Genomic DNA, 20588 nt, shown 5'->3' on the forward strand with positions numbered 1-20588 from the left:
GTCGGTCCGCGGTGCCCTGAACAGGCCTTCCGCCGCTCCACCGTGAACGTTGTTTACGTGGTCGTCTTCTGCGGCGGCTCCCACCAGCCGGTGACGCCCTCGGGCCACTCGAAGCGGCCCAGCGCCTCCTCGCCCGCCGGGTCGGGCGGTTCGACCTCCCGCAGGTAGAGGTCGTACCAGCCGGTGCCCAGGCCCAGCCCGCCGGTCGCGCTGGGCACCTCGGTGGCGCCCGGGACGCCGAAGACGGGGTGCAGCAGGCGGTCGGCGACGGTCGTGACACCGAGGCCGCGCGGCCACTCCAGCCACCACTCGTCCCCGCGGGGCAGCGACCGCAGCCAGGGGGCGGTGGTGAACAGGTGGTAGCGGCGCAGGACGGCGCTGCCCAGCCCGTTCGGTCGGGAGTGTTGTTCGAGGTGCTCTTCCTCGACGGCGGTCAGCGGGCCCTCGATGAACGGTCCGTGCAGGTCACGACCCTTGAGCAGGGTGTGGACGTACTTCATGCCGACCGCCCAGGCGGCGTCGTCCACGCCGGAGAGGATCGCGCTCGCGTCGAGGTCGAGCAGCCGGAGTTCCACGGACCGGGGGTGCCTCGTGACGCGCAGCCCGGGGACGCCCGCGACCCAGCGGTCCTCCTGCCGCGGGAGCAGTTCGTAGAGCAACGGGCCGAGGGCGTGCTCGGCGAGGTGCAGGCGGACGGTGTCGCCGGGTTGCACGGCGGCGAAGACGTGCGCCGGTCGCAGCATCGAGGCAGGGGGCCGGAGTTGCAGGTGGGAGGCGGCGTCGGTGGCGGTCTGGAGCAGGACGCACTCCAACGACCGCTGGTCGTCGGTGGGCGCGTCCGGCAGGAACAGCCCCCGGACGTCGGCCTTCCCGCGCAGGGCGTCGACCACCCGCTGCCGCCGGTCGTCGGGCAGGCCGTGCAGCACGGATTTCACGGCCGGAACGGCCTGGGAGAGGTTTTCGCCGGTATAGCCGCGGCGCAGGTCGACCAATTGTTCGGTCAACGACGAACGTGACATCGCGGTCCTCGCTCCCGCCGCCCGGCTCGGCGCACAAGGACGCGGCACACGCGTCGGCTGCTGGTGGAAGGTCGAGCCCGAGGACAGGGGTGCCCACACCCCGCGGCGGATCATGCCACCCGTTTGCCGGGAGGTGGCTCCAGCCTCACGTCTGCCCACACACGCCACCCCAGAGGTTACCAGCCACGGCGAGCGCTTTACCCGGGGACGCTTTGCCCGCGGAATTGTCGTACCCCGCCGGCAGAATGGTGATCGGGGGCCGGCGGCCACCTGTTGATCGAACGCGAAGCGGCCGTCCGGCGGCGGGAAGTGTGCTCTGGATATACGCTTCCCGGTCGGCTCCGCACAGGTGTGGTGATCGCGGTGTGCGGGTGGGTGTGCGCTTCGGGGATCGCGGATTGGGCGGGCGGCCGGCGCGACTTCCGGACGGCGGCATCTCGGCGGTCGGCGGGCGGACGGCTCGGTGGGACGGCTCGGCGGGCGGGCGGCTCGGCGGGCGGGCGGACGGCTCGGCGGCGGCGGGCCGGAGATGGCGCGCTGCCCAGCTGCCCTCCGCCCGAGCGTCTCGTGCCCCGGCGGCCCGCCGCCCGGCCGCCCCGAGCCGCTCACAGCGGTGCTGGTGCTGAGCGACAGTGTTCCCCGTGGTTCATTGCCCCGGCCGGTCGCAGTCCCTAGCTTCGGCGCATGGTGACCGGGGCGGCGCGGTTGGTCGAGGTGTTGGTGGCGCACGGGGTCGAGGTGGTCTTCGGGCTTCCCGGCGTCCACAACCTTCCGATCTGGGAGGCGCTGCGCGACTCCCCCGTGCGGCTCGTCGGGGTCCGGCACGAGCAGACCGCCGTCTACGCCGCCGACGGGTACGCCCGCGCCACCGGCCGGCTCGGCGTCGCCATCGTGACCACCGGCCCCGGCGCGGCCAACTGCCTCGGGGCCACCGGCGAGGCGATGGCGTCCGGGTCGCCCGTGCTCGTCGTCGCCACCGACATCCCCTCCCACCTGCGCCGACCCGGCGAGTACCGGGGCGTCCTGCACGAGACCCGCGACCAGCGCGCCATGTTCCTGCCGGTCGTCAAGGGCGGCTGGACCCTGCGCAACCCCCTCGACCTGGGCACCTACGCCGACAACGCCGCCTTCCTCGCCACCACCGCCCCGCACGGGCCGGTCTACCTCGGCATCCCCACCGACCACCTCACCGCCCCCACCGGCCCGTGGCACAAGATCCCCGAGAAGGCGCCGGTCACCCCGCCCCTCGACGCCGCCCTCGACCTCATCGCCCAAGCCCGCCGGCCGCTCATCTGGGCCGGCGGCGGCGCGCACCGCGCCCAGGCCGGCCCCGCGATCGGCGACCTGGCCGAGCGCCTCGACGCCCCGATCCTCACCACCTACGCCGCGAAGGGGCTGGTCGACCACCCCCACGTCGTCCACGGACCCGTCCACCTGCCGGAGATCGGCGCGCTCTGGGACGAGGCCGACCTGGTCATCGGCATCGGCAGCGACTTCGACGGCATGATGACCCAGAACTGGCTCCAGCCCGCCCCGCCCAAGCTCCTCTCGATCAACGTCGACACCATCCGCAACTACCCGCCGGACGTCACCCTGCGCGGCGACGCCCGAACGGTCACCGAAGCCCTGGTCAAAGCCCTCGACGGCCACCGACCGCCCACCGCGGCCGAACGCGTCGCGACCCTGAACAAGATCGCCCGGGAAGCCGTCGCCCAGGACGAACCGCAGGTCACCGGCCTGCTCGACGCCCTGGAAGGCCACCGGGTCGTCGCGGACATGTGCGTCGCCGGCTACTGGATCGGCGGCTTCCACCGGGTCACCCGACCCCGCTCGCTGGCCTACCCGGTCGGCTGGGGCACGCTCGGCTTCGGCTTCCCCGCCGCCCTCGGCGCGGCCGTCACGGGCCGCACGGTCGCCGTGTGCGGGGACGGCGGGTTCCTGTTCGCGTGCGGCGACCTCGCCACGGCCGCCCAAGAAGACCTGCCGGTCACGGTCGTCCTGGTCGACGACGGCGGCTACGGCATGCTGCGCTACGACCAGGTCCAGGCCGGCCACCCCGCCCACGGCGTCGACCTGCACACCCCGGACTTCGAGGCCCTGACCAGAAGCTTCGGCATCCCGTCATCCACCGTGGACGGCTTCGGCCACGACTTCCGGGAACGCCTGCGCGAGTGCACGGCCGCCGACGGCCCCAACGTCCTGGTCGTCAAAGCGGCCCTGAAGCCTCCGGTGAACACCTCGCCCCGCTGGTACCGTAAAGTTCGAACATGAGTTCGAACCGTGCGTGGCCGCGCGCCGCCGCCGACGACGAGTTGCGCCTGCTCACCGACTTCCTCACGTTCCTGCGCCTGACCGCGGTCGGCAAGGTCGAGGGCCTGAGCCGCGACCTGGCCACGGCCGCGCCCATCCCCACCTCCCCCGTCGTCACCGCGCTGGGCGTGATCAAGCACCTGACCGCCGTGGAGCGGTACTGGCTGTCCATCGAGGCCGGCGGGCAGGACGTCCCGGCGCTGTGGGGCGCGGACGCCGACGCGTCCTGGCTGGTCGAGGACCACGAGACCGTGGAGTCCGTGCTGGCCGGCTACCGCGCCGAGTGGGAGCGGTCCGCGCGGGCCATCGCGGGTCTCGCGCCCGGCGACCGCACCCGCGCCGACCGCGACGGCAACGGCCGGACGCTGCGCTGGGTGCTCGCCCACCTCGTCCAGGAGACCGGCCGGCACGTCGGCCACCTGGACTTCCTGCGCGAACTGGCCGACGGCGAGAAGGGCGAGTAGGCCCCTACGCCCGCGCCAGGTGCTCGTCGGCCACCAGGTCGCACGCCGCCTCCAACGCGGTCAACGCGTCCCGCAGCAACGGGTTCGCGTTGGCCGTGCGGTGGACGGCGAACACGTGCCGCCGCAACGGTTTCCCGCGCACGAGCCGCCCGACCGTCCCCGGCAGCGCCTCGTACCCCAGGGCGGGCACCAGGGCCACGCCCACCCCGGCCCGCACCAGGCCCTGCACCACGCCGTAGTCGTTGCTGCGGAAGGTGATCCGGGGCGTGAACCCGTGCGCCGCGCACAGCCGCACGGCGCACGTCGAGCCCGCCGTCCCGTCCCGGCTGGACACCCACCGCTCGTCCCGCAGCTCCTCGATCCGCACCGACGCGCGCGCCGCCGGGTGCCCGTCGGGCAGCACCACCAGCAGCGACTCGGTCAGCAGCGGCAGCACGGTCAGCTCGTCCGGCCAGGTCCGGGGCACCAGGTCGTAGGCGTAGACCAGGGCCAGGTCCAGCGACCCGGCCAGCACCAGCGGCAGCACGTCGTCGGGCTCGGCCTCGTCGAGCAGGATCTCCGCGTCCGGGCGCTCGGCGGTCAGCCGCGCCACCGCGTGCGGCACGACCCGGGCCGACGCCGTCGGGAACGTGCCCAGGCGCAGCCGTCCCCGCAGGCCCTTGACCATGCCCGCGATCTCCCGCTCGAACCCGTCCAGCGCCGCGAGCAGCTCCGCGCCGCGCTCGGCGATGAACAGCGCCGCCGACGCCGGCCGGATGCTGTGCGCCGCGCGCTCGAACAGGGTCACCCCGACCGCCCGCTCGAACGCCGACACCTGCTGCGACACCGCCGACGCCGTGTACCCCAGCGCCCGCGCGGCCTCGGCGAACGAGCCGGTCCGCACGACCTCGACCAGCGTGCGCAGGTGGACCGGGTTCAGCACCAGCCCAGCTTATGCTCGCGGCCGTGAGGTTTCACGCTGGAGGAGTTGGCAGGGGGCCGCGCCGCGGACCAGGCTTGGGCACCATGACCTACGCGTCCACCAACCCCGCCGACCTCAGCGACGTCGTCACCACCGTCGAGCTGGTCGGCGCGCACGAGTTCACCGCCGCCGCGCGCCGCGCGAAGCGCGCCCAGCGCGACTGGGCCCGGGTGCCCGCCCCGGTGCGGGGGCAGGTGGTCGCGAACATCGGCAAGCTGGTCGAGGCCAACGCCGAGGCGCTGGCCCGCCTGGTCACCCGCGAGATCGGCAAGCCGCTGGCCGAGGCGCGCGGCGAGGTGCAGGAGATCGCCGACACGTGCGCGTTCTTCGTCGGCGAGGGCCGCCGGCTCTACGGGCAGACCGTGCCGTCGGAGATGCCGGACAAGCAGCTGTTCACCTTCCGCAACCCGGTCGGCGTGACGGCGTTCATCACGGCGGGCAACTTCCCCGTGGCCGTGCCGTCCTGGTACATCGTGCCCGCCCTGTTGTGCGGCAACACCGTGGTGTGGAAGCCCGCCGAGTACTCCGCCGCGTCCGCGCAGGCGTTCTACGACATCTTCGCCGCGTCCGGCCTGCCCGAGGGCGTCCTGAACGTCGTGTTCGCCGAGGGCTCGGAGACGTTCCGCGGCCTGGAAAGCGCTCTTCAGGAGCGGTTGGTGGACAAGGTGGGCTTCACCGGGTCGTCCGAGGTGGGCGCGCTGATCGGCGAGCTGTGCGGGCGGCACCTCCAGTCGCCGTGCCTGGAGCTGGGCGGCAAGAACCCGATGGTGGTCACCGAGGACGCCGACCTCGACCTCGCCGTGCAGGGCGCGTTGTTCTCCGGCTTCGGCACCGGCGGGCAGCGCTGCACGTCGCTGGGCACGGCCATCGTGCACGAGTCGGTGCACGACGAGTTCCTGCGCCGGTTCGCGGCGGCGACCGAGGCGGCCGTGGTGGGCGACCCGTTCGGCGACGTGCTGTACGGGCCGATGCTGGACGGCAAGTTCGCCGCGAACTACGAGAAGTACCTGGGCTGGGTCCGCGACCACCACACCACCCACGGCTCCACCGGCGTCGGCCGGATCACCGCCGACAACCCCCGCGCGGGGTTCCTCGGCGACCCGGACGCGGGCCTGTTCTACCACCCGGTGATCGTGTCCGGCGTGCGCCCGGACGACGAGCTGTTCCGCAACGAGACGTTCGGCCCGATCGTCGGCGTGACGTCGTACCGGACGCTGGACGAGGCCGTCGAGCTGGCCAACCTGCCCGGCTACGGCCTGTCCAGCGCCATCTACACCACCGACCCGAACAAGGTGTTCGCGTTCCGCGGCGGGATCGGCGCGGGCATGGTGAGCGTCAACAACTCCACCTCGGGCGCGGAGGCGCACCTGCCGTTCGGCGGGAACGGCAAGTCCGGCAACGGGTCCCGCCAGTCCGGGGTGTGGGTGCTCGACCAGTTCACCCGCTGGCAGTCGATGAACTGGGACTACTCCGGCGCGTTGCAGAAGGCGCAGATGGACACCCTGTCGGTCGAGGCCGACCTGGGCTTCCGGCTGGACGGCTGATGGACGTCCTGGACCTGGTGGACGAGTGGGGGCCGGAGAAGGTCGTCGCCGTGTCCGACCGGCGCACCGGCATGAAGGGCGTGCTGGTCATCGACAACACCGCGCGCGGCATGGGCAAGGGCGGCACGCGCATGGCGCCGACCGTGACCGCGGCGGAGGTGGCGCGGCTGGCGCGGGTCATGACGTGGAAGTGGGCCGGGGTCGACCTGTTCTTCGGCGGGGCCAAGGCCGGTATCGCGTTCGACCCGGCGTCGCCGGACAAGGAGCGGGCGCTGCGGGCGTTCGCGCGGGCGCTGTCCAACGAGGTGCCGCGCGAGTACGTGCTGGGGCTGGACGTGGGCCTCACCGAGCGGGACGCGGCGGTCGTGCAGGACGAGCTGGGCGACCGGGGCGCGATGATGGGCGCGCCGGCCGCGTTGGGCGGGCTGCCCTACGACGAGCTGGGGGTCACCGGGTTCGGCGTCGCGGAGGTGGCGGACGAGCTGGTCGGGTTGCGCGGCAAGCGGGTCGCGGTGCAGGGGTTCGGCGCGGTCGGCGCGGCGGCGGTGCGGCGGTTCGCGGAGCTGGGCGCCGTCGTGGTGGCGGTGTCGTCGGTGCGCGGGGCGGTGCTGGACCCGGACGGGGTGGACGTGCCGAAGCTGTTGGCGCTGCGGGACGAGCTGGGTGACGACGCCGTCGCCGAGTACGGGCCGGTGCGGCCGTTGGGGTCCGAACTCGTCGCGCCGTGCGACGTCCTGGTGCCGGCGGCCACCCAGGACGTGCTGGACGCCTCGCTGGCGGGTCGGGTGACCGCGTCCCTGGTCGTGGAGGGCGCGAACCTGCCCACGTCCGCGCGGGCGCAAGAGGTGCTGGCGGCGCGCGGGATCACCGTCGTGCCGGACTTCATCGCCAACGCGGGCGGTGTGGTGGCGGCGGCTTACGGCATGGACGCGCGGTACTCGCCGTTCCCCGTGGACCCGGCGGTGGTGATGGACGCGGTGTCGCGGAAGTTGCGGGCCAACGCGGCGTTCGTGGTGGCGGAAAGCGCTTCTCGCGGTGTCACCCCGCACGAGACCGCGCGGGCCGTCGCCCAGGAACGGGTGCTGGCGGCGATGCGGCTGAAGGGCCGGGTCGCGTGAGCGCGCTCGACGGGATCGTCATCGCCGACTTCGGCCGCGTGCTCGCCGCGCCCTACGCGACGATGGTCCTGGCCGACCTGGGCGCCGAGGTGATCAAGGTCGAGCACCCGCGCGGCGACGAGACGCGGGCGTGGGGGCCGCCGTACGCGCACGGCCAGGCCACGTACTTCCTGTCGGTGAACCGGAACAAGGTCTCGCGCACGCTCGACCTGGCCACGCCCGAGGGCCTGGCGGAGGCCCGGGAGCTGGCGCTGGGCGCGGACGTGGTCGTGGAGAACTTCCGGCCCGGCACCATGCGGCGCTTCGGGCTCGACTACCCGACCCTGCGGGCGGAGCACCCGCGACTGGTCTACTGCTCGGTGACCGGGTTCGGCGCGGGCGAAGGCGCTGCCCTGCCGGGGTACGACCTGCTGGTGCAGGCGGTCGGCGGGTTGATGAGCGTCACCGGCACGACCGAACCGACCAAGGTCGGCGTGGCGCTGGTGGACGTGCTGACCGGCATGCACGCCGCCGTGGGCGTCCTGGCCGCGCTGCGCCACCGCGACCGCACCGGTCAGGGGCAACTGGTCGAGGTGGACCTGTTGTCGGTGTTGCTGTCCAGCATGGTGAACCAGTCGGCGGCGTACACGCTGGCCGGGGTCGTGCCGGGGCTCATGGGCAACCGGCACCCGTCCATCGCGCCCTACGAGGTGTTCCCCACCGCCGACAGGCCGATGGTGCTGGCCGTGGGCAACGACCGGCAGTTCGAGCGGCTGCGGGACGCCCTCGACCTCGCTCCCGACCCGAGGTTCGCCACCAACTCCGACCGCGTCGCGAACGTGGACGCGCTGGCGGACCTGCTGTCCGCGCGGCTGCGCACCCGCCCGGCCGACGACTGGTTCGCCCTGCTCACGCCGCTGGGCGTGCCGTGCGGGCCGGTCAACGACCTCGCCGGCGCGGTCGAGCTGGCCGAGTCGCTGGGCCTGCGCCCCACCGTGGACGTCGGCGGCCTGAACCTCCTCGCCAACCCCATCCGCCTGTCCGAGACCCCGGCGACCTACCGGTTGCCGCCGCCCGACCTGGAGTGACGTGGACCCGTTGACCCTGCTGGACATCCCCTCCCTGCTGCGCGCCGAGGACCGGGACATCCAGTCCACTGTGGAGCGCTACCTCGCCGACCGCGTCCGGCCGCACGTCGCCGAGTGGTTCGAGGCAGGCGCCCTGCCCCGGGAGATCGCCGGCGAGCTGGGCCGGCTCGGCGTGCTCGGCATGCACCTGACCGGGTACGGCTGCGCGGGCGCGTCGGCCACCGCCTACGGGTTGGCGTGCCTGGAGCTGGAGGCCGTGGACAGCGGCATCCGCAGCTTCGTGTCGGTGCAGGGCTCGCTGTCGATGTTCTCGATCTGGAAGTACGGGTCGGAGGAGCAGAAGCGGGAGTGGTTGCCGCGCCTGGCGTCCGGCGAGGCGATCGGGTGCTTCGGCCTGACCGAGCCGGACTTCGGTAGCAACCCGTCCGGCATGCGCACGCGGGCCGTGCGGCAGGGCGGCGACTGGGTGCTCAACGGCACCAAGATGTGGATCACCAACGGCGGCTGGGCCGACGTGGCGACGGTGTGGGCGAACACGGACGACGGCGTGCGCGGGTTCCTCGTGCCGCGCGGCACGCCCGGGTTCAGCACGCGGGACATCAAGGGCAAGCTGTCCATGCGCGCGTCCGTGACGTCGGAACTGGTGCTGGAGGACGTGCGGCTGCCGGAGAGCGCTCGCCTGCCGCTCGCCACGAGCCTCGGCGCTCCCCTGTCGTGCCTGAACGAAGCGCGGTTCGGCATCGTGTTCGGCGCGGTCGGGGCGGCGCTGGACAGCTTCCGCGTGGCGCGCGACTACGCCGGGACGCGGGTGCAGTTCGACAAGCCGATCGCCGCTTTCCAGCTCACCCAGCGGAAACTGGCGTCGATGTCGCTCGCCGTGGGCAACGGCATGCTGCTCGCCCTGCACCTGGCGGGGCTGAAGGAGCGGGGCGTGCTGCGACCCGAGCAGATCAGCGCGGGCAAGCTGAACAACGTCGAGTCGGCGATCGCCGTGGCCCGCGAGGCGCGCACGATCTTCGGGGCGAACGGCATCTCGCTGGAGTACTCGCCGCTGCGGCACGCGAACAACCTGGAGTCGGTGCTGACCTACGAGGGCACGTCCGAGATCCACGCGCTCGCGCTCGGTCACGCCCTGACCGGGATTCCCGCGTACCGGTGAACTTCGTCGCCCGGCGGTGGTGTCGGAGCGGACGCCGCCGCCGGGTCGGTGGTTACATGCCCCGGAACCCCGCTCACAGGAGGATCCGTGGCCAAGCGCGCATCGGTGGCGGTCGCCGTGTTCATGCTGCTCGCGACCGCCGAGCCCGCGCGGGCGGTGCCGGCGGCGGCGCAAGCGGTGCCGGCGTCGGTGCGAGCGGTGCCGGCGTCGGCGGTGGCGGCGGACCTCCGCGGCACGGTGGCGTTGAGCAACTGCTCGGGCGCGGTGGTGCGGACACCGGCCGCGCAGCCGGCCGACCCCGCGCTGGTGCTGACCAACGGGCACTGCGTGCGGATGATGCCGGACGGCGAGGTCCTGGTGGACCGGCAGTCGTCCCGCACGTTCACGCTGCTCGACGGCACCGCGGCCGGGCGGCTGGTGCACGCCGACCGCCTGCTCTACGCGACGATGACCCGCACCGACGCGGCCCTGTACCGGCTGGACGTGACCTACGCCGACGTGGAGGCCGCCGGGTCGCGCGCCCTGGAGCTGTCCTCGGAGCGGCCCGCCGCCGGGATCGCGATCGACGTGGTCTCGGGGTACTGGAAGAAGGTCTACTCGTGCCGGTTGGACGGGTTCGTGCACCAGTTGCGCGAGGACAGGTGGACCTGGCACGACAGCGTCCGGTACACGCGTGAGTGCGAGACGGCCCCGGGCAGTTCGGGGTCGCCGGTCCTCGATGGAGCCGGTCGCGTGGTCGCGGTGAACAACACGATGAACGAGAGCGGCGAGCGCTGCACGTTCAACAACCCTTGCGAGGTGGACGCGTCCGGTGCGGTGACGGTTCACCACCGCACCGGGTACGCGCAGCAGACCCACCAGTTCGTGGCGTGCCTCAAGCCCGGCAGCGTGCTGGACCTGAACGCGCCGGACTGCTCGTTGCCGCGGCCCTAGAACCGTTCCCGGGACAGGGTTTGCACGGCCGCCATCGGGTTGCCGAGGTGGTAGTGGTCGACGGCCAGGTAGTTCGGGGTCTTGCGGGCGGCGGGTTCGCAGAAGCGGCGGGCGCGGTCGGCGAGCTTGCCGTTGTCGGTGGTGGCGGTGCCGGTGAACGGCACGTCGCGGAAGTGGTTCATGACGAACAGCGGGGTGAAGCCCGGTTCGGTGCGGGTGAGCGGCGTGCTCCAGCGGCTGTAGCAGGACCAGTCGGACGTGCCCAGGCCCGAGCCCATGGACCAGTGGTTCTCCACGGTCCATTCGGACTGGTACATGACACCGAAGCTGTCGCGTTGCGGGGTGTCGTTGGCGCGGGTGTGGTCGGTGAAGATCAGCAGGCGCTTCCCGGTGGCGCGCAGGGTGTTCAGGGTGGGCCAGCCGGTGGTGCGGACGCCCGCCTGGTCGGGGCGGAACAGGACGTCGGCGAGGCCGTTGACGCGGGACAGCTCGTTGTTGAGGACCTGCGCGGAGACGTAGTCCTCCAGGAAGATCGTGACGAACTCGCCGGGGTTGGCGCGCAGGAAGTCCACGACCTTCTGCACGTCCACCCAGAGGGCGACCGGGCGGCCGACCCACGTGCAGCTGTTGTGGCACAGGATCGCGCCGTCCGGGGTCTGGTGGATGTCGAGCTGGAAGCCGCGCACGCCGTCGGCGAGTTGCTGGGCGATGCCGCGTTGCTGGTTGGGCGCGAGGTTGACGAAGGGTGGCGCGAAACCGCCGTCGACGCCGTTGGCGTAGGCGTTGTGGGCGGTGAGGAAGGTGACCTGGTCGAGCCGGCGGGTGCCGTCCTGGGGGACGGGGGTGCGGGTGGGGTGGACCGGGGTGAGGTACCAGAGCGTGTCGCCGGCGCCGACCTTGACCTGGTCGCCGGCGGACACGAGGTAGCGGTCGACGCCGGGGACGCGGAGGCGGTGGCGGTCGGCGTCCGGCAGGACGTCCCACTGGGCGTCGGGGCTGTCGCAGGCCAGCATGACCGCCTGGTCACCGCTGCGGCCCAGGCAGAGCCCGCCTTCCTTGAGTGTTCGACCGCTCAGCGTCCACTGCTGGTGGTCTTCGTCGCCTTTGGGCCGGTGTTGGACGACCGAGGTCCCGGCGACGGCGGCGTTGAGCCCGGTCGTGACGCTTTGCAGGTAGACCATCGTTTCGGCGCCGGTGGCGGCGGCCGGAGCGGCGGGGGTGAGCAGCAGGGCGATGGCGAGGAGTGCAGGGGTGGCTCGCATCGAGCGTCCTCCCGGGGTCGGGCGAGGGATGCGGCGGTCACCCGACAGGATCACCCATCCTCGCCCCAACGCGAAAGAGTTTCACGTGATCTCGTCCTACCCTGGACCCATGACCGAACCGTGGGGCGACACCGACAAGATCCGACGCATCCTGGCCGGGTGCGAGACGTGGGCGATCGTGGGGCTGGCCAACCACCCGCAGCGCGCGGCGTACGGCGTGGCCCGGTTCCTTCAGCAGCACGGCAAGCGCATCGTGCCGGTGCACCCGGACGCCGAGACCGTGCTGGGCGAGGAGGGTTACGCGAAGCTGGCGGACATCCCCTTCCCGGTCGACTGCGTGGACGTGTTCCGGCGGTCGGAGGCGGCGGGCGAGTTCGCGGACTCCGCGGTGGCGATCGGCGCCAAGGCGGTGTGGTTCCAACTCGACGTGATCGACGAGCAGGCGTACGACCGCACCACCACCGCCGGCCTCGACATGGTGATGGACCGCTGCCCGGCGATCGAATGGGCGGCCAACGGCCCGCGCTGACCCGCACCCGCGGCGCTCGCGGACACCCGGCCGGCCGCTAACCTCGCGTCATGCCGGTAGCCGAGCTCAACGGGATCACCCTCAACTACGACGTCCAGGGCGCGGGACACCTGGTGGTCCTGATCATGGGCACCGGCAGCCCGGGTCGCGTGTGGCACCCGCACCAGGTGCCCGCCCTGGTCGCGGCGGGCTTCCGGGTGGCGACGTTCGACAACCGGGGCATCCCGCCGACGGACGAGTGCGCGTCCGGCATGAAGATCGAGGACCTGGTGAACGACACCGCGGCCCTGATCGAACACCTGGGCGGCCCGGCGCACGTGGTGGGGACGTCGATGGGCGCACGGGTGGCCCAGGAACTGGCCCTCGCCCGCCCGGACCTGGTGACCAAGGCAGTCCTCCTGGCCACCGCCGCCCGCAACGACCCGCTCCAGTTGGCCCTGTCCCAGGGCGAACGGGCGCTGCACGACGAACGCGTGGTCCTGCCGGGCCGCTACCACGCGGCGATGACGGCGATCCTGAACCTGTCCCCGGCGACCCTGCGCGACCCGGTGGCCGTCCGCGACTGGCTGGACGTCTTCGAGTTCACCGGCTCGGCGGTCGGCGCGGGCGTGCGGGCGCAGATGGACCTGGACGAGTTCGACAGCCGCTTGGACGCGCTGCGCGACGTGCGGGTGCCGTGCCTGGTGGTCGGCTTCGCGGACGACCGCGTCCTACCGCCGCACTTGGCGAAGGAGGTGGCCGAGGCCATCCCGGACGCCCGGTACGCCGAGGTGCGGGACGCCGGCCACTTCGGCTTCCTGGAACAACCGGCGAAGGTCAACCACCTCCTGACCACCTTCCTGACCAGCTGAAACAAGGTCAGGACGCACTTCACCCCACGCCCGCCGCCGGCGACCAGGCGCCCCGCTCTGCCCACGCCCGCCGCCGGCCGACCACGCGCCCCGCCCTGCCCGCGCTCGCGTCGCGGCCGAGTGCGTGCCCGCACCCACCCCTGTCCGCAACTGCCAACCGCACCCCCGCACCCTTGTCACACCCGCAACAACCGCCCCACCCGCACCCCACACGTCCGGAACCGGCCTACCACCGGACCGCAAACGCCGTTACGGTCGTTGCGACCTGCGGAAGGGGTATATGGACCACCGGCGGATCGCCCGTACCTCGCGCACGATCGCGTTGATCGGCGTGGGCGGTGTGACGTGTCTCGTGCTCCTGCCCGTCGCCATCAACGCCGCGACCGGCGGGTCCGCGCCGCGCGTCCTCGGGCCGTACGCCACCTGGCTGTGGCCCTCGCTGGTGCTCCTCGGCGCGCTCACCGCCGCCCTCGCCGCGTGGGAGCCGTTGAGCGCCCGGCTCGTCCAGCGCCGGCCCGCGCACCCGGCCAACCGCGTCGCCGCGCTGGACCGCGTCGAGCGGTTCGTGCGCCGGAGCGTCGACGGGTCGTTGGGGGCGCAGGTCCGGATCAAGCTCGGCGTCGTGCCGCGCGTCGGCCCCAGGCTGTCCGCGCGCATCCGGGCGCCGTTGGTGGTGGTCGGCGAGACCGGGTGCGGCAAGACCACCCTGATGCTCGAACTCGCGGACCGGCTGCTGGAGCGCGCCCGCGCCGACCCGAGCACGCCGGTCCCCGTCGTGGTCGAACTCGGCGCCTGGCAGCCCGAACAGGACTTCGGCGAGTGGCTGCTGCACACCCTCCACCAGCGGTACCGGATCGGGGTGCGGCTCGGCCGCACGTGGCTGCGCGAACGCCGCCTCACCGTCCTGTTCGACGGCCTGGACGACCTGCCCGCCGCCCACCGCGCCGACTGCCTGCGCTGGATCACCGCGCTCAAGCTCCCCCAGGTCGTCCTCTGCTGCTCGACCGACGACTACGAAAGCCTCCCCCGCTACGACGTCGTCCACGTCGAACCCCTGCGCCGCACCGACGTCCTCGACCTGATCGCCGGCTGCGAACCCCGCCTCGACGGCCTCCACGAAGCCCTCACCAAGCACCCCGACCTGTGGGACGAGGTCCGCACCCCGCTCGCCTTCGACCTCCTCGCCCTGGCCTACCGGGCGGGCCGCGCCGAGTACCGGGGCGTCCTGGACACCTACCTCGTCGAGTCCGCCGCCCGCGGCCCCGCCCGGGCCGAGCGCACCGTCCGCGCGCTGCGGTTCCTGGCCCGCATCGCCCGCCGCCGCAACGACCTCGCCGCCCGCCACCGCCTCCCCCACCGCCGCGTCTGGCTGGACTTCGTCGGCGAACCCGCGGTGTGGCGGCTGTTCCGCCGCGCCGGCCCGGGCGCGCTGGCCGGGCTCGTGGCCGGCACCTGCTTCGCGCTCGCCCTCGACCTCGGCTCGGCGACGGCCGTCGTGGCGGCAGTGGCGGCCGGCGGGCTGGGGCAAGGCCGGTTCGCCGTCACGACCGACGACCGAAGACGAGGACTCCGCTGGGCCGCGACGGGTTTCGCGGCGGGAGCGGCCACCGGAGCGGCACTGTCCACAGTGGGCGGTTGGCTGGGCGCCCAGGCGGCCCGGTGGCCCACGTTCGTCACGTTCGGCCTGGTCCTGGTCACGACCTTCCTGATCACGCTGGGCATCACCCGCGACCGCTACTGGGCCGTCGCCGCCGCGCTCGCCCCCACGGCCGTGATGATCTGGACCGGCCCCTCCGCCGCCCTCCTGACCGGCCTGGGCGCGGGCCTGCTCGCCGGCACGGCCGCCGGGGTCCTCTCCACCGGCCTCGCCAGGGTCTGGCGGACCCTCGACCGACCACCGCCCCGCGCCCTGCGCTGGCTCCCGCTGGCCGGCCTCCCCGCCATCGCCCTCGCCACCGCCCTCGGCGCGCCGCCCGCCCCGCACCTCGCCCCGATCACCGGCCTCCTGATCGGCCTCGCCGTCGCCCCCGTCGCCCGCCCACCCGAACCGGTGGTGGAACTGCTGGCCAAACCGCTCGCGCTGGACGAGTTCCCGTTGCGCCGCAAGGCGATCATCCAATCGGCGCGGGACCGCGTCCTGCTCGTCGACGGCAACCGCTTCCCGCACACCGCGGTCCGCGACCACCTCGCCGAGTGCGACCCGGTGGACCTGGCCGGCACCGTCGAACGCCGCCGCCAAGCGCTCACCCCCACCGGGTCCTCCCCCACGGCTTGAACACCGACAACGCCGTGTTGACCAGGTACAACGTCAACGACACGCAACACGCGACCAGCACGTCCGCCCCCGCGCCGGCCACGCCGTCCGCCGCGTCCCGCACCCCCGACCGCAGCGAGAACGTCGTCGCCACCACGGCGACCACGGTCAGCGCGAACTTCACCAGCACCCACCGGTGCTTCACCAACCCCCACTTCGTCCCCAGCGACAGCACCACCCCGGTCGCGAGCGCGCCCAACCCCAGCGGCAGCACCACGAAGTCGGCCAGCAGCACCATCGCCCGGTAGAACTCCCGCTCGCCGACCGAAGCGAGCGCCAGGTTCCCCAGCGTCACCCCCAACCACCCGACCGACGTGACGACGTGCAGCAGCACCCACGACTTGCGTGCGACAGGTTTCATGCCACCGGAATCTGCCCGCCCCGGACCCGTCACCACGTCCGCCTCACAGCGGCATCCCGGACTACGCCCGTCGACGTAGCTGCATCCCCGTGCTGTCCAGGCTGGCCGGATGCACCCGTTCCGACGCACGCGCGTCCGCCCGGTTGGCCGAAAACACCAGCCCGGACAGCAAATCCGTGCGACATCTGGGGGTCTGGCAGGTTATCGCTGGGTGCACGAACGGCTACGCTCCGGTGACGTGGGCAGGCCTCGGGAGTTCGACGACGCGGCGGTGGTGGACGCCGCGATGGACGTGTTCTGGTCGAAGGGCTACGAGTCCACTTCGACGGAGGACCTGTGCGTGCGCACGGGTTTGGGCCGCGGCAGCCTGTACAACGCCTTCGGCAGCAAGCGCGGCTTGTACGAGCGGGTGCTGCGGCGCTACGCCGAGGTGGGGTTCGGCGCGCAGGCGGAGATCCTGGAGCGGCCGGGCCCGCTGAAGCAACGCTTGCGCGCCCTGATGGTCGCGGTGATCGAGACCGACCTGGGCGATCCGGTCAAGCGCGGGTGCCTCGCGGTGAACGCGGCCGTGGACGCGGGCGGCACCGACGACGTGGTCGCGGACCAGGTGCTGCGGCAGTTCTCGCGGTTCGAGGCGGCGGTGCGGGAGGCGATCGCGTGCGGGCAGCGGGACGGCGAGGTGGCGGCGGACGTGGACCCGTCGGTGGCGGCCAGGGTGTTCGTCAGCGCGTACTACGGGTTGCGCGTGCTGGGGAAGGTCGTGCGGGACCGGCGGGTGCTGGAGGACGTGGTCGAGGGGGCGCTGGCGCGGCTATGACGTCCAGCGCGTCGGGCGGGTCACGTCGGGCGGCAGCTTCGTCGCGGCGTCGCCCTGCGCGCCGTCGAGCTGGACCTGGGTGACGAACAGCGCCCCGGTCAGGTCCGCGCCGGCGAGGTTCGCGCCCCGCAGGTCCGCGCCGATGAGGTCGGCCTCGCGCAGGTCGGCGCCCCGCAGGTCCGCGCCGATCAGGTAGGCCCCGCGCAGGTCCGCGCCCCGCAGGTGCGCGCCGGCGAGCTTCTTGCCGATGAGGTCCGCGCCCCGCTTGGCCTTGCGGCCCTTGACGTGCCGGCGGGCCTGGTCGCTGGCCTGCTCCAGGAGTGCGGCGACGGCGCGCCAGCGGGGGCCGACGTCCAGTCGTGCCAGCACTTCCGGCCGTTCGGCGGTGAGCGCTTCGACCTCCCGGCGGGCCTCTTCCAGCCGCGGCCGGAGGTCCCGCTGGTCCAGCGCGATCGCCTGGGTGAGGTACCAGAGCAGTTCGTGCAGCTCCCGCATGACCGGGAAGACGTCGAACATCAGCTCGGCGGACTCGGGCGCGTCGCGCCAGCTGCGGCCCTCGAAGGTGACCTGGGCGACCTGCTGGCCCGCGCCGAAGCAGTCGTAGACCGTGCAGCCGGGGAAACCGCGCTGCCGCAGGCTGTCGTGGATGCCGCAGCGGAAGTCGGTGCCGAGGTTGCGGCACGGGGTGCGGGCGGGCTTGTCGACCGCGAAGTCCGCGGACTTGGCGAACGCCGGGACCACGCAGCACAACCCGAAGCACCGCTCGCAGTCGGCGCGCAGCTCCGTCATGTGGCCAGCTCGTCCAGGATCTGCTGCCCGTACTTGGCCAGCTTGTTCTCGCCGACGCCGTTGACCGTGCCCAGTTCTTCGAGGGTGGTGGGCGCGAGCGTGGCGATCTGGCGCAGCGTGGCGTCGTGGAAGATCACGTAGGCGGGGACGCCCTGCTCCTTCGCGGTGGCCGCGCGCCACGCCCGCAGCTTCTCGAACACCGGCGCGGCCTCGGCCGGCATCTCCACCGCGGGGGCCTTGGCGGACTTGGCGGCCTTCTCCGCCTTGGCGGCCTTGGCCTTCCGCTCCGGTTCGCGCCGCATCAGCACCTTGCGGCCCTTGTAGAGGACCTCTTCGCTGGCGGGCGTGAGGACGAGCGTGGAGTACTCGCCTTCCACGGACAGGAACCCCTGCGCGAGCAGCTGCCGGACCACGCCGCGCCAGCCGCTCTCGTTCAGCTCGGTGCCGATGCCGAAGACCGACAGCGCGTCGTGGTCGAACTGGATCACCTTGGCGGTCTTGCGGCCGAGCAGGATGTCGATCGTCTGGCCGGCGCCGAACTTCTGGCGGCGTTCGCTGCGCAGGCGGTAGACGGTGGAGAGGACCTTCTGGGCGGGGATCGTGCCGTCCCACGTCTCCGGCGGCGTGATGCAGGTGTCGCAGTTGCCGCAGGGTTCGCCGCTCTGGCCGAAGTAGTCGAGCAGTTGCACGCGGCGGCACTCGACCGTCTCGCACAGCGCGAGCATCGCGTCGAGGTGCTGGTTGAGCTTGCGGCGGTGGGCCTGGTCGCCGTCGGAGTCCTCGATCATCTTGCGCTGCTGGACGACGTCCTGGAGGCCGTAGGCGAGCCAGGCGGTGGACGGCAGCCCGTCGCGGCCGGCGCGGCCGGTCTCCTGGTAGTAGCCCTCGACGGACTTCGGCAGGTCGAGGTGGGCGACGAAGCGGACGTCCGGTTTGTCGATGCCCATGCCGAACGCGATGGTGGCGACCATCACCAGGCCGTCTTCGCGCAGGAATCGCGACTGGTGCTCGGCTCTTTTCCGCGAGTCGAGGCCGGCGTGGTACGGGAGCGCTTTGATCCCGTTCGCGTTGAGGAATTCGGCGATCTTCTCGGTGGAATTGCGGGACAGGCAGTAGACGATTCCCGCGTCGCCCTTGTGCTCGGTGGTGATCAGTTCGAGCAGCTGCTTCTTCGGCTCGTTCTTGGGGACGATCCGGTACTGGATGTTGGGCCGGTCGAAACTGGCCACGAAGTGCTTGGCGCCGCCGAGGTTGAGCCGTTCGGCGATCTCCGCGTGGGTGGCCTTGGTGGCGGTCGCCGTGAGGGCGACGCGCGGCACGTCCGGCCACCGTTCGTGCAGGTGGGAGAGGGCGAGGTAGTCGGGCCGGAAGTCGTGGCCCCACTGCGACACGCAGTGCGCCTCGTCGATCGCGAACAGGGCGATCCGACCCCGTTCCAGCAACCGGACGGTCTGCTCCACCCGCAGCCGCTCGGGGGCGAGGTAGAGCAGGTCCAGTTCCCCGGCGAGGAATTCGGCCTCCACCATCGACCGCTCGTCGGGGTACTGGGTGGAATTGAGGAACCCGGCTTTCACGCCGAGGTCGCGCAGGGCGTCCACCTGGTCCTGCATCAACGCGATGAGCGGCGAAACGACCACCCCGACCCCGTCCCGCACGAGCGAGGGGATCTGGTAGCACAACGACTTGCCGCCACCCGTGGGCATGAGGACCAGCGCGTCACCACCGGCGATGACGTGCTCGACAATCTCCTGCTGGTCCCCACGGAAGGAGTCGTACCCGAAGACCCTCCGCAAGACCTCGTGCGAAGCCACGAACCGATCCTAACGACCCCCACCGACAACAGACCGGACGCCCCGCTCGAACACGTGTTCACGGTGCCACGCGAAGTAACCGGCCGACGCGGCGTGGTGCGCGTGCGACACCCGGCCGGCCAGGATGGCGAGTTGTTCGGCCAGCGCCCCTTCGGCGGGGGTGGCCAGCACCGTCCCGTCCGGCCCGACGGTCACGTAGCCCAGCTCGAACAACCGGTCGCAGCCCAGGGAGCACGCCAGCATCGCCACGTTCCGCAGGTCGTTGCGCTCGTCGTCCGAACACTCGGCCCGCTGCTTGATGTGCGCGGCGACCAGCAGGTTCACCGGCAGCTCCCGCCCGCACAGCGCACACGTCCCCACGGCGGCGTCGCCGATCAGCACGTGCCGCAACGCCCCTTGCTCGACGCGGTACTTCGCCACCGCCGTCCGGTCCAGCACGGCGAACTGCCGGTCCCGGGCGTCCGGCGCGTACCCGAGCGACACCGCGGCCGGGTTCTTGGTCACCACGGCCCGCGGCAGGGCGCCAACACCGCCGCCACGAACGCGCTCCGGTACCGCAACTCCTCGACGGACGCCGCCACCCGCCCCCGCGCGAACAGCTTGTCCAACCCCTCCTGGACCCACGCGACCGGCACGAACTTCCCCTGCGGCGACCGGGAGGTGGCGACCAGGGCGTTCCGCGGGTCGACCTCCAGCACCCGGTTGACACTGCCGTCCACCGTGGTGATCTCCCGCCCGACCAGCCGCTCCAACACGTCCACCGCGGACGGCGCCACGGGCACCGGCAACCCGACCCGCCGCAACAGCGAGGGCTGGTCCTCCAGGTCGGCGAGGTAAGCGGCCCGCACCACGTCGACGGCCTGCGCCCGCACCGCCGGATCACCCAACAACGCGGCAGCCTGCTCGGTGAACCCGGCCACCGCCTCCACATCCGCCGACGTGGGTTCCTTCACCAGCCCGTGCCGCTCCCACAACTCCCCGTCCGACCCGAGGTGCCAGAACGGGTACTGGGGCGTGTTCCGCGACGTCCCGAACTCGGACAACACCGCCCCCACCCCCTCCCGGAACTCGGGCCACCCGAACAACCGCCCCCGCCCCGCGGCGAGCTGCCCGAACGCCCACATCAACGCGACCGAACCACAAAACCCCGTGTGCTCGTCCGCCCGGTGCCGGTTGAGCGACCCCAACGACACCATCAGCCGCTCAACCCGATCACCCCACGACCGGTCCACCTGAACGGGCGACTGCCCGACATCATCGTTCGAACGCACCCCTACAC

The 20588-nt window shown here is 72.6% G+C and carries 19 protein-coding genes; 11 read left to right on the plus strand and 8 right to left on the minus strand.

Annotated elements, in window-relative coordinates; all coding sequences use genetic code 11:
• Positions 1 to 53: 53 nt before the first annotated feature.
• Entirely contained in the window at positions 54 to 1019 is a 966-nt protein-coding gene (locus ABD126_RS14570; RefSeq protein WP_343934339.1) for a hypothetical protein, read from the minus strand.
• 684 nt (positions 1020 to 1703) lie between these two features.
• Here ABD126_RS14570 and ABD126_RS14575 point away from each other — a divergent pair.
• Both ABD126_RS14575 and ABD126_RS14580 read left to right on the plus strand, forming a co-directional pair.
• Positions 1704 to 3290: a thiamine pyrophosphate-binding protein gene (locus ABD126_RS14575; protein WP_343934340.1), complete on the plus strand. Its 1587-nt coding sequence runs from the start codon at positions 1704 to 1706 to the stop codon at positions 3288 to 3290.
• A complete protein-coding gene (locus ABD126_RS14580; protein ID WP_343934341.1) occupies positions 3287 to 3793 on the plus strand; it encodes a DinB family protein in 507 nt (168 codons plus the stop codon). The genes ABD126_RS14575 and ABD126_RS14580 overlap by 4 nt, the downstream gene beginning before the upstream one ends.
• A gap of 4 nt (positions 3794 to 3797) precedes the next feature.
• Here the strand turns inward: ABD126_RS14580 and ABD126_RS14585 are convergent, their stop codons facing one another.
• Positions 3798 to 4715 carry a LysR family transcriptional regulator gene (locus tag ABD126_RS14585; RefSeq protein ID WP_343934343.1) on the minus strand — a complete coding sequence of 306 codons (918 nt, stop codon included), beginning with the start codon at positions 4713 to 4715 and terminating at the stop codon, positions 3798 to 3800.
• A gap of 83 nt (positions 4716 to 4798) precedes the next feature.
• Here ABD126_RS14585 and ABD126_RS14590 point away from each other — a divergent pair, with 83 nt between their 5' ends.
• The 5 genes from ABD126_RS14590 (at position 4799) to ABD126_RS14610 (ending at position 10575) form a co-directional block, all read left to right on the plus strand.
• On the plus strand, positions 4799 to 6298 hold the full coding sequence (locus ABD126_RS14590) for an aldehyde dehydrogenase family protein (RefSeq protein WP_343934344.1): 1500 nt from the start codon (positions 4799 to 4801) through the stop codon (positions 6296 to 6298).
• Entirely contained in the window at positions 6298 to 7416 is a 1119-nt protein-coding gene (locus ABD126_RS14595; protein ID WP_343934345.1) for a Glu/Leu/Phe/Val family dehydrogenase, read from the plus strand. Before ABD126_RS14590 ends, ABD126_RS14595 begins: the two co-directional genes overlap by 1 nt.
• Complete coding sequence (locus tag ABD126_RS14600) at positions 7413 to 8483, plus strand: CaiB/BaiF CoA transferase family protein (RefSeq protein ID WP_343934346.1); 1071 nt, start codon at positions 7413 to 7415, stop codon at positions 8481 to 8483. The genes ABD126_RS14595 and ABD126_RS14600 overlap by 4 nt, the downstream gene beginning before the upstream one ends.
• 1 nt (position 8484) lies before the next feature.
• Complete coding sequence (locus ABD126_RS14605; RefSeq protein ID WP_343934347.1) at positions 8485 to 9642, plus strand: acyl-CoA dehydrogenase family protein; 1158 nt, start codon at positions 8485 to 8487, stop codon at positions 9640 to 9642.
• A gap of 87 nt (positions 9643 to 9729) precedes the next feature.
• Positions 9730 to 10575 (plus strand): S1 family peptidase, encoded by an 846-nt coding sequence (locus ABD126_RS14610; RefSeq protein WP_343934348.1) that lies wholly within the window; start codon positions 9730 to 9732, stop codon positions 10573 to 10575.
• Here the strand turns inward: ABD126_RS14610 and ABD126_RS14615 are convergent.
• Complete coding sequence (locus ABD126_RS14615) at positions 10572 to 11837, minus strand: phosphoinositide-specific phospholipase C-related protein (protein WP_343934349.1); 1266 nt, start codon at positions 11835 to 11837, stop codon at positions 10572 to 10574. The two genes, ABD126_RS14610 and ABD126_RS14615, sit on opposite strands and share 4 nt — an antisense overlap.
• A gap of 109 nt (positions 11838 to 11946) precedes the next feature.
• On the opposite strand from ABD126_RS14615, the gene ABD126_RS14620 reads away from it, so the two are divergent.
• The 3 genes from ABD126_RS14620 to ABD126_RS14630 all read left to right on the plus strand — a co-directional run bounded on the left by ABD126_RS14620 (position 11947) and on the right by ABD126_RS14630 (position 15492).
• The gene (locus ABD126_RS14620; protein WP_343934350.1) at positions 11947 to 12366 is read left to right on the plus strand and encodes a CoA-binding protein; all 420 of its coding nucleotides are present in this window, start codon (positions 11947 to 11949) and stop codon (positions 12364 to 12366) included.
• Between the two features lie 50 nt (positions 12367 to 12416).
• Positions 12417 to 13217 carry an alpha/beta fold hydrolase gene (locus tag ABD126_RS14625; RefSeq protein ID WP_343934351.1) on the plus strand — a complete coding sequence of 267 codons (801 nt, stop codon included), beginning with the start codon at positions 12417 to 12419 and terminating at the stop codon, positions 13215 to 13217.
• A 280-nt stretch (positions 13218 to 13497) separates the two neighbouring features.
• Positions 13498 to 15492 (plus strand): NACHT domain-containing protein, encoded by a 1995-nt coding sequence (locus ABD126_RS14630; RefSeq protein WP_343934352.1) that lies wholly within the window; start codon positions 13498 to 13500, stop codon positions 15490 to 15492.
• Here ABD126_RS14630 and ABD126_RS14635 read toward each other — a convergent pair.
• Positions 15461 to 15892: a hypothetical protein gene (locus tag ABD126_RS14635; RefSeq protein ID WP_343934353.1), complete on the minus strand. Its 432-nt coding sequence runs from the start codon at positions 15890 to 15892 to the stop codon at positions 15461 to 15463. The two genes, ABD126_RS14630 and ABD126_RS14635, sit on opposite strands and share 32 nt — an antisense overlap.
• Before the next feature lie 238 nt (positions 15893 to 16130).
• Here ABD126_RS14635 and ABD126_RS14640 point away from each other — a divergent pair, with 238 nt between their 5' ends.
• Positions 16131 to 16709, plus strand: a complete 579-nt coding sequence (locus ABD126_RS14640) for a TetR/AcrR family transcriptional regulator (protein ID WP_343934354.1) — start codon at positions 16131 to 16133, stop codon at positions 16707 to 16709.
• Here the strand turns inward: ABD126_RS14640 and ABD126_RS14645 are convergent.
• Genes ABD126_RS14645 through ABD126_RS14660 form a run of 4 tightly spaced genes read right to left on the minus strand, consistent with a single transcriptional unit; the run spans position 16704 to position 20580 of the window.
• Positions 16704 to 17498: a pentapeptide repeat-containing protein gene (locus tag ABD126_RS14645; RefSeq protein WP_343934356.1), complete on the minus strand. Its 795-nt coding sequence runs from the start codon at positions 17496 to 17498 to the stop codon at positions 16704 to 16706. The two genes, ABD126_RS14640 and ABD126_RS14645, sit on opposite strands and share 6 nt — an antisense overlap.
• Positions 17495 to 19309 carry a DNA helicase RecQ gene (gene recQ / locus ABD126_RS14650; RefSeq protein ID WP_343934357.1) on the minus strand — a complete coding sequence of 605 codons (1815 nt, stop codon included), beginning with the start codon at positions 19307 to 19309 and terminating at the stop codon, positions 17495 to 17497. The genes ABD126_RS14645 and recQ overlap by 4 nt, the downstream gene beginning before the upstream one ends.
• Before the next feature lie 9 nt (positions 19310 to 19318).
• Complete coding sequence (locus tag ABD126_RS14655) at positions 19319 to 19813, minus strand: HNH endonuclease (RefSeq protein WP_343934358.1); 495 nt, start codon at positions 19811 to 19813, stop codon at positions 19319 to 19321.
• Positions 19810 to 20580 (minus strand): phosphorothioated DNA-binding restriction endonuclease family protein, encoded by a 771-nt coding sequence (locus ABD126_RS14660; RefSeq protein WP_343934359.1) that lies wholly within the window; start codon positions 20578 to 20580, stop codon positions 19810 to 19812. Before ABD126_RS14660 ends, ABD126_RS14655 begins: the two co-directional genes overlap by 4 nt.
• Positions 20581 to 20588 lie beyond the last annotated feature (8 nt).

The sequence above is a fragment of the Saccharothrix mutabilis subsp. mutabilis genome, from assembly GCF_039521145.1.
GTDB classification, from domain to species: Bacteria; Actinomycetota; Actinomycetes; order Mycobacteriales; family Pseudonocardiaceae; genus Actinosynnema; species Actinosynnema mutabilis.

Bases quoted from the DNA above. Each gene is read 5' to 3' on its own strand.
- ABD126_RS14590 (WP_343934344.1), top strand. From the start codon at position 4,799: ATGACCTACGCGTCCACCAACCCCGCCGACCTCAGCGACGTCGTCACC.
- ABD126_RS14615 (WP_343934349.1), bottom strand. From the start codon at position 11,837: ATGCGAGCCACCCCTGCACTCCTCGCCATCGCCCTGCTGCTCACCCCC.
- ABD126_RS14645 (WP_343934356.1), bottom strand. From the start codon at position 17,498: ATGACGGAGCTGCGCGCCGACTGCGAGCGGTGCTTCGGGTTGTGCTGC.
- ABD126_RS14575 (WP_343934340.1), top strand. From the start codon at position 1,704: ATGGTGACCGGGGCGGCGCGGTTGGTCGAGGTGTTGGTGGCGCACGGG.
- ABD126_RS14625 (WP_343934351.1), top strand. From the start codon at position 12,417: ATGCCGGTAGCCGAGCTCAACGGGATCACCCTCAACTACGACGTCCAG.
- ABD126_RS14630 (WP_343934352.1), top strand. From the start codon at position 13,498: ATGGACCACCGGCGGATCGCCCGTACCTCGCGCACGATCGCGTTGATC.
- ABD126_RS14595 (WP_343934345.1), top strand. From the start codon at position 6,298: ATGGACGTCCTGGACCTGGTGGACGAGTGGGGGCCGGAGAAGGTCGTC.
- ABD126_RS14620 (WP_343934350.1), top strand. From the start codon at position 11,947: ATGACCGAACCGTGGGGCGACACCGACAAGATCCGACGCATCCTGGCC.
- ABD126_RS14570 (WP_343934339.1), bottom strand. From the start codon at position 1,019: ATGTCACGTTCGTCGTTGACCGAACAATTGGTCGACCTGCGCCGCGGC.
- ABD126_RS14635 (WP_343934353.1), bottom strand. From the start codon at position 15,892: ATGAAACCTGTCGCACGCAAGTCGTGGGTGCTGCTGCACGTCGTCACG.
- ABD126_RS14580 (WP_343934341.1), top strand. From the start codon at position 3,287: ATGAGTTCGAACCGTGCGTGGCCGCGCGCCGCCGCCGACGACGAGTTG.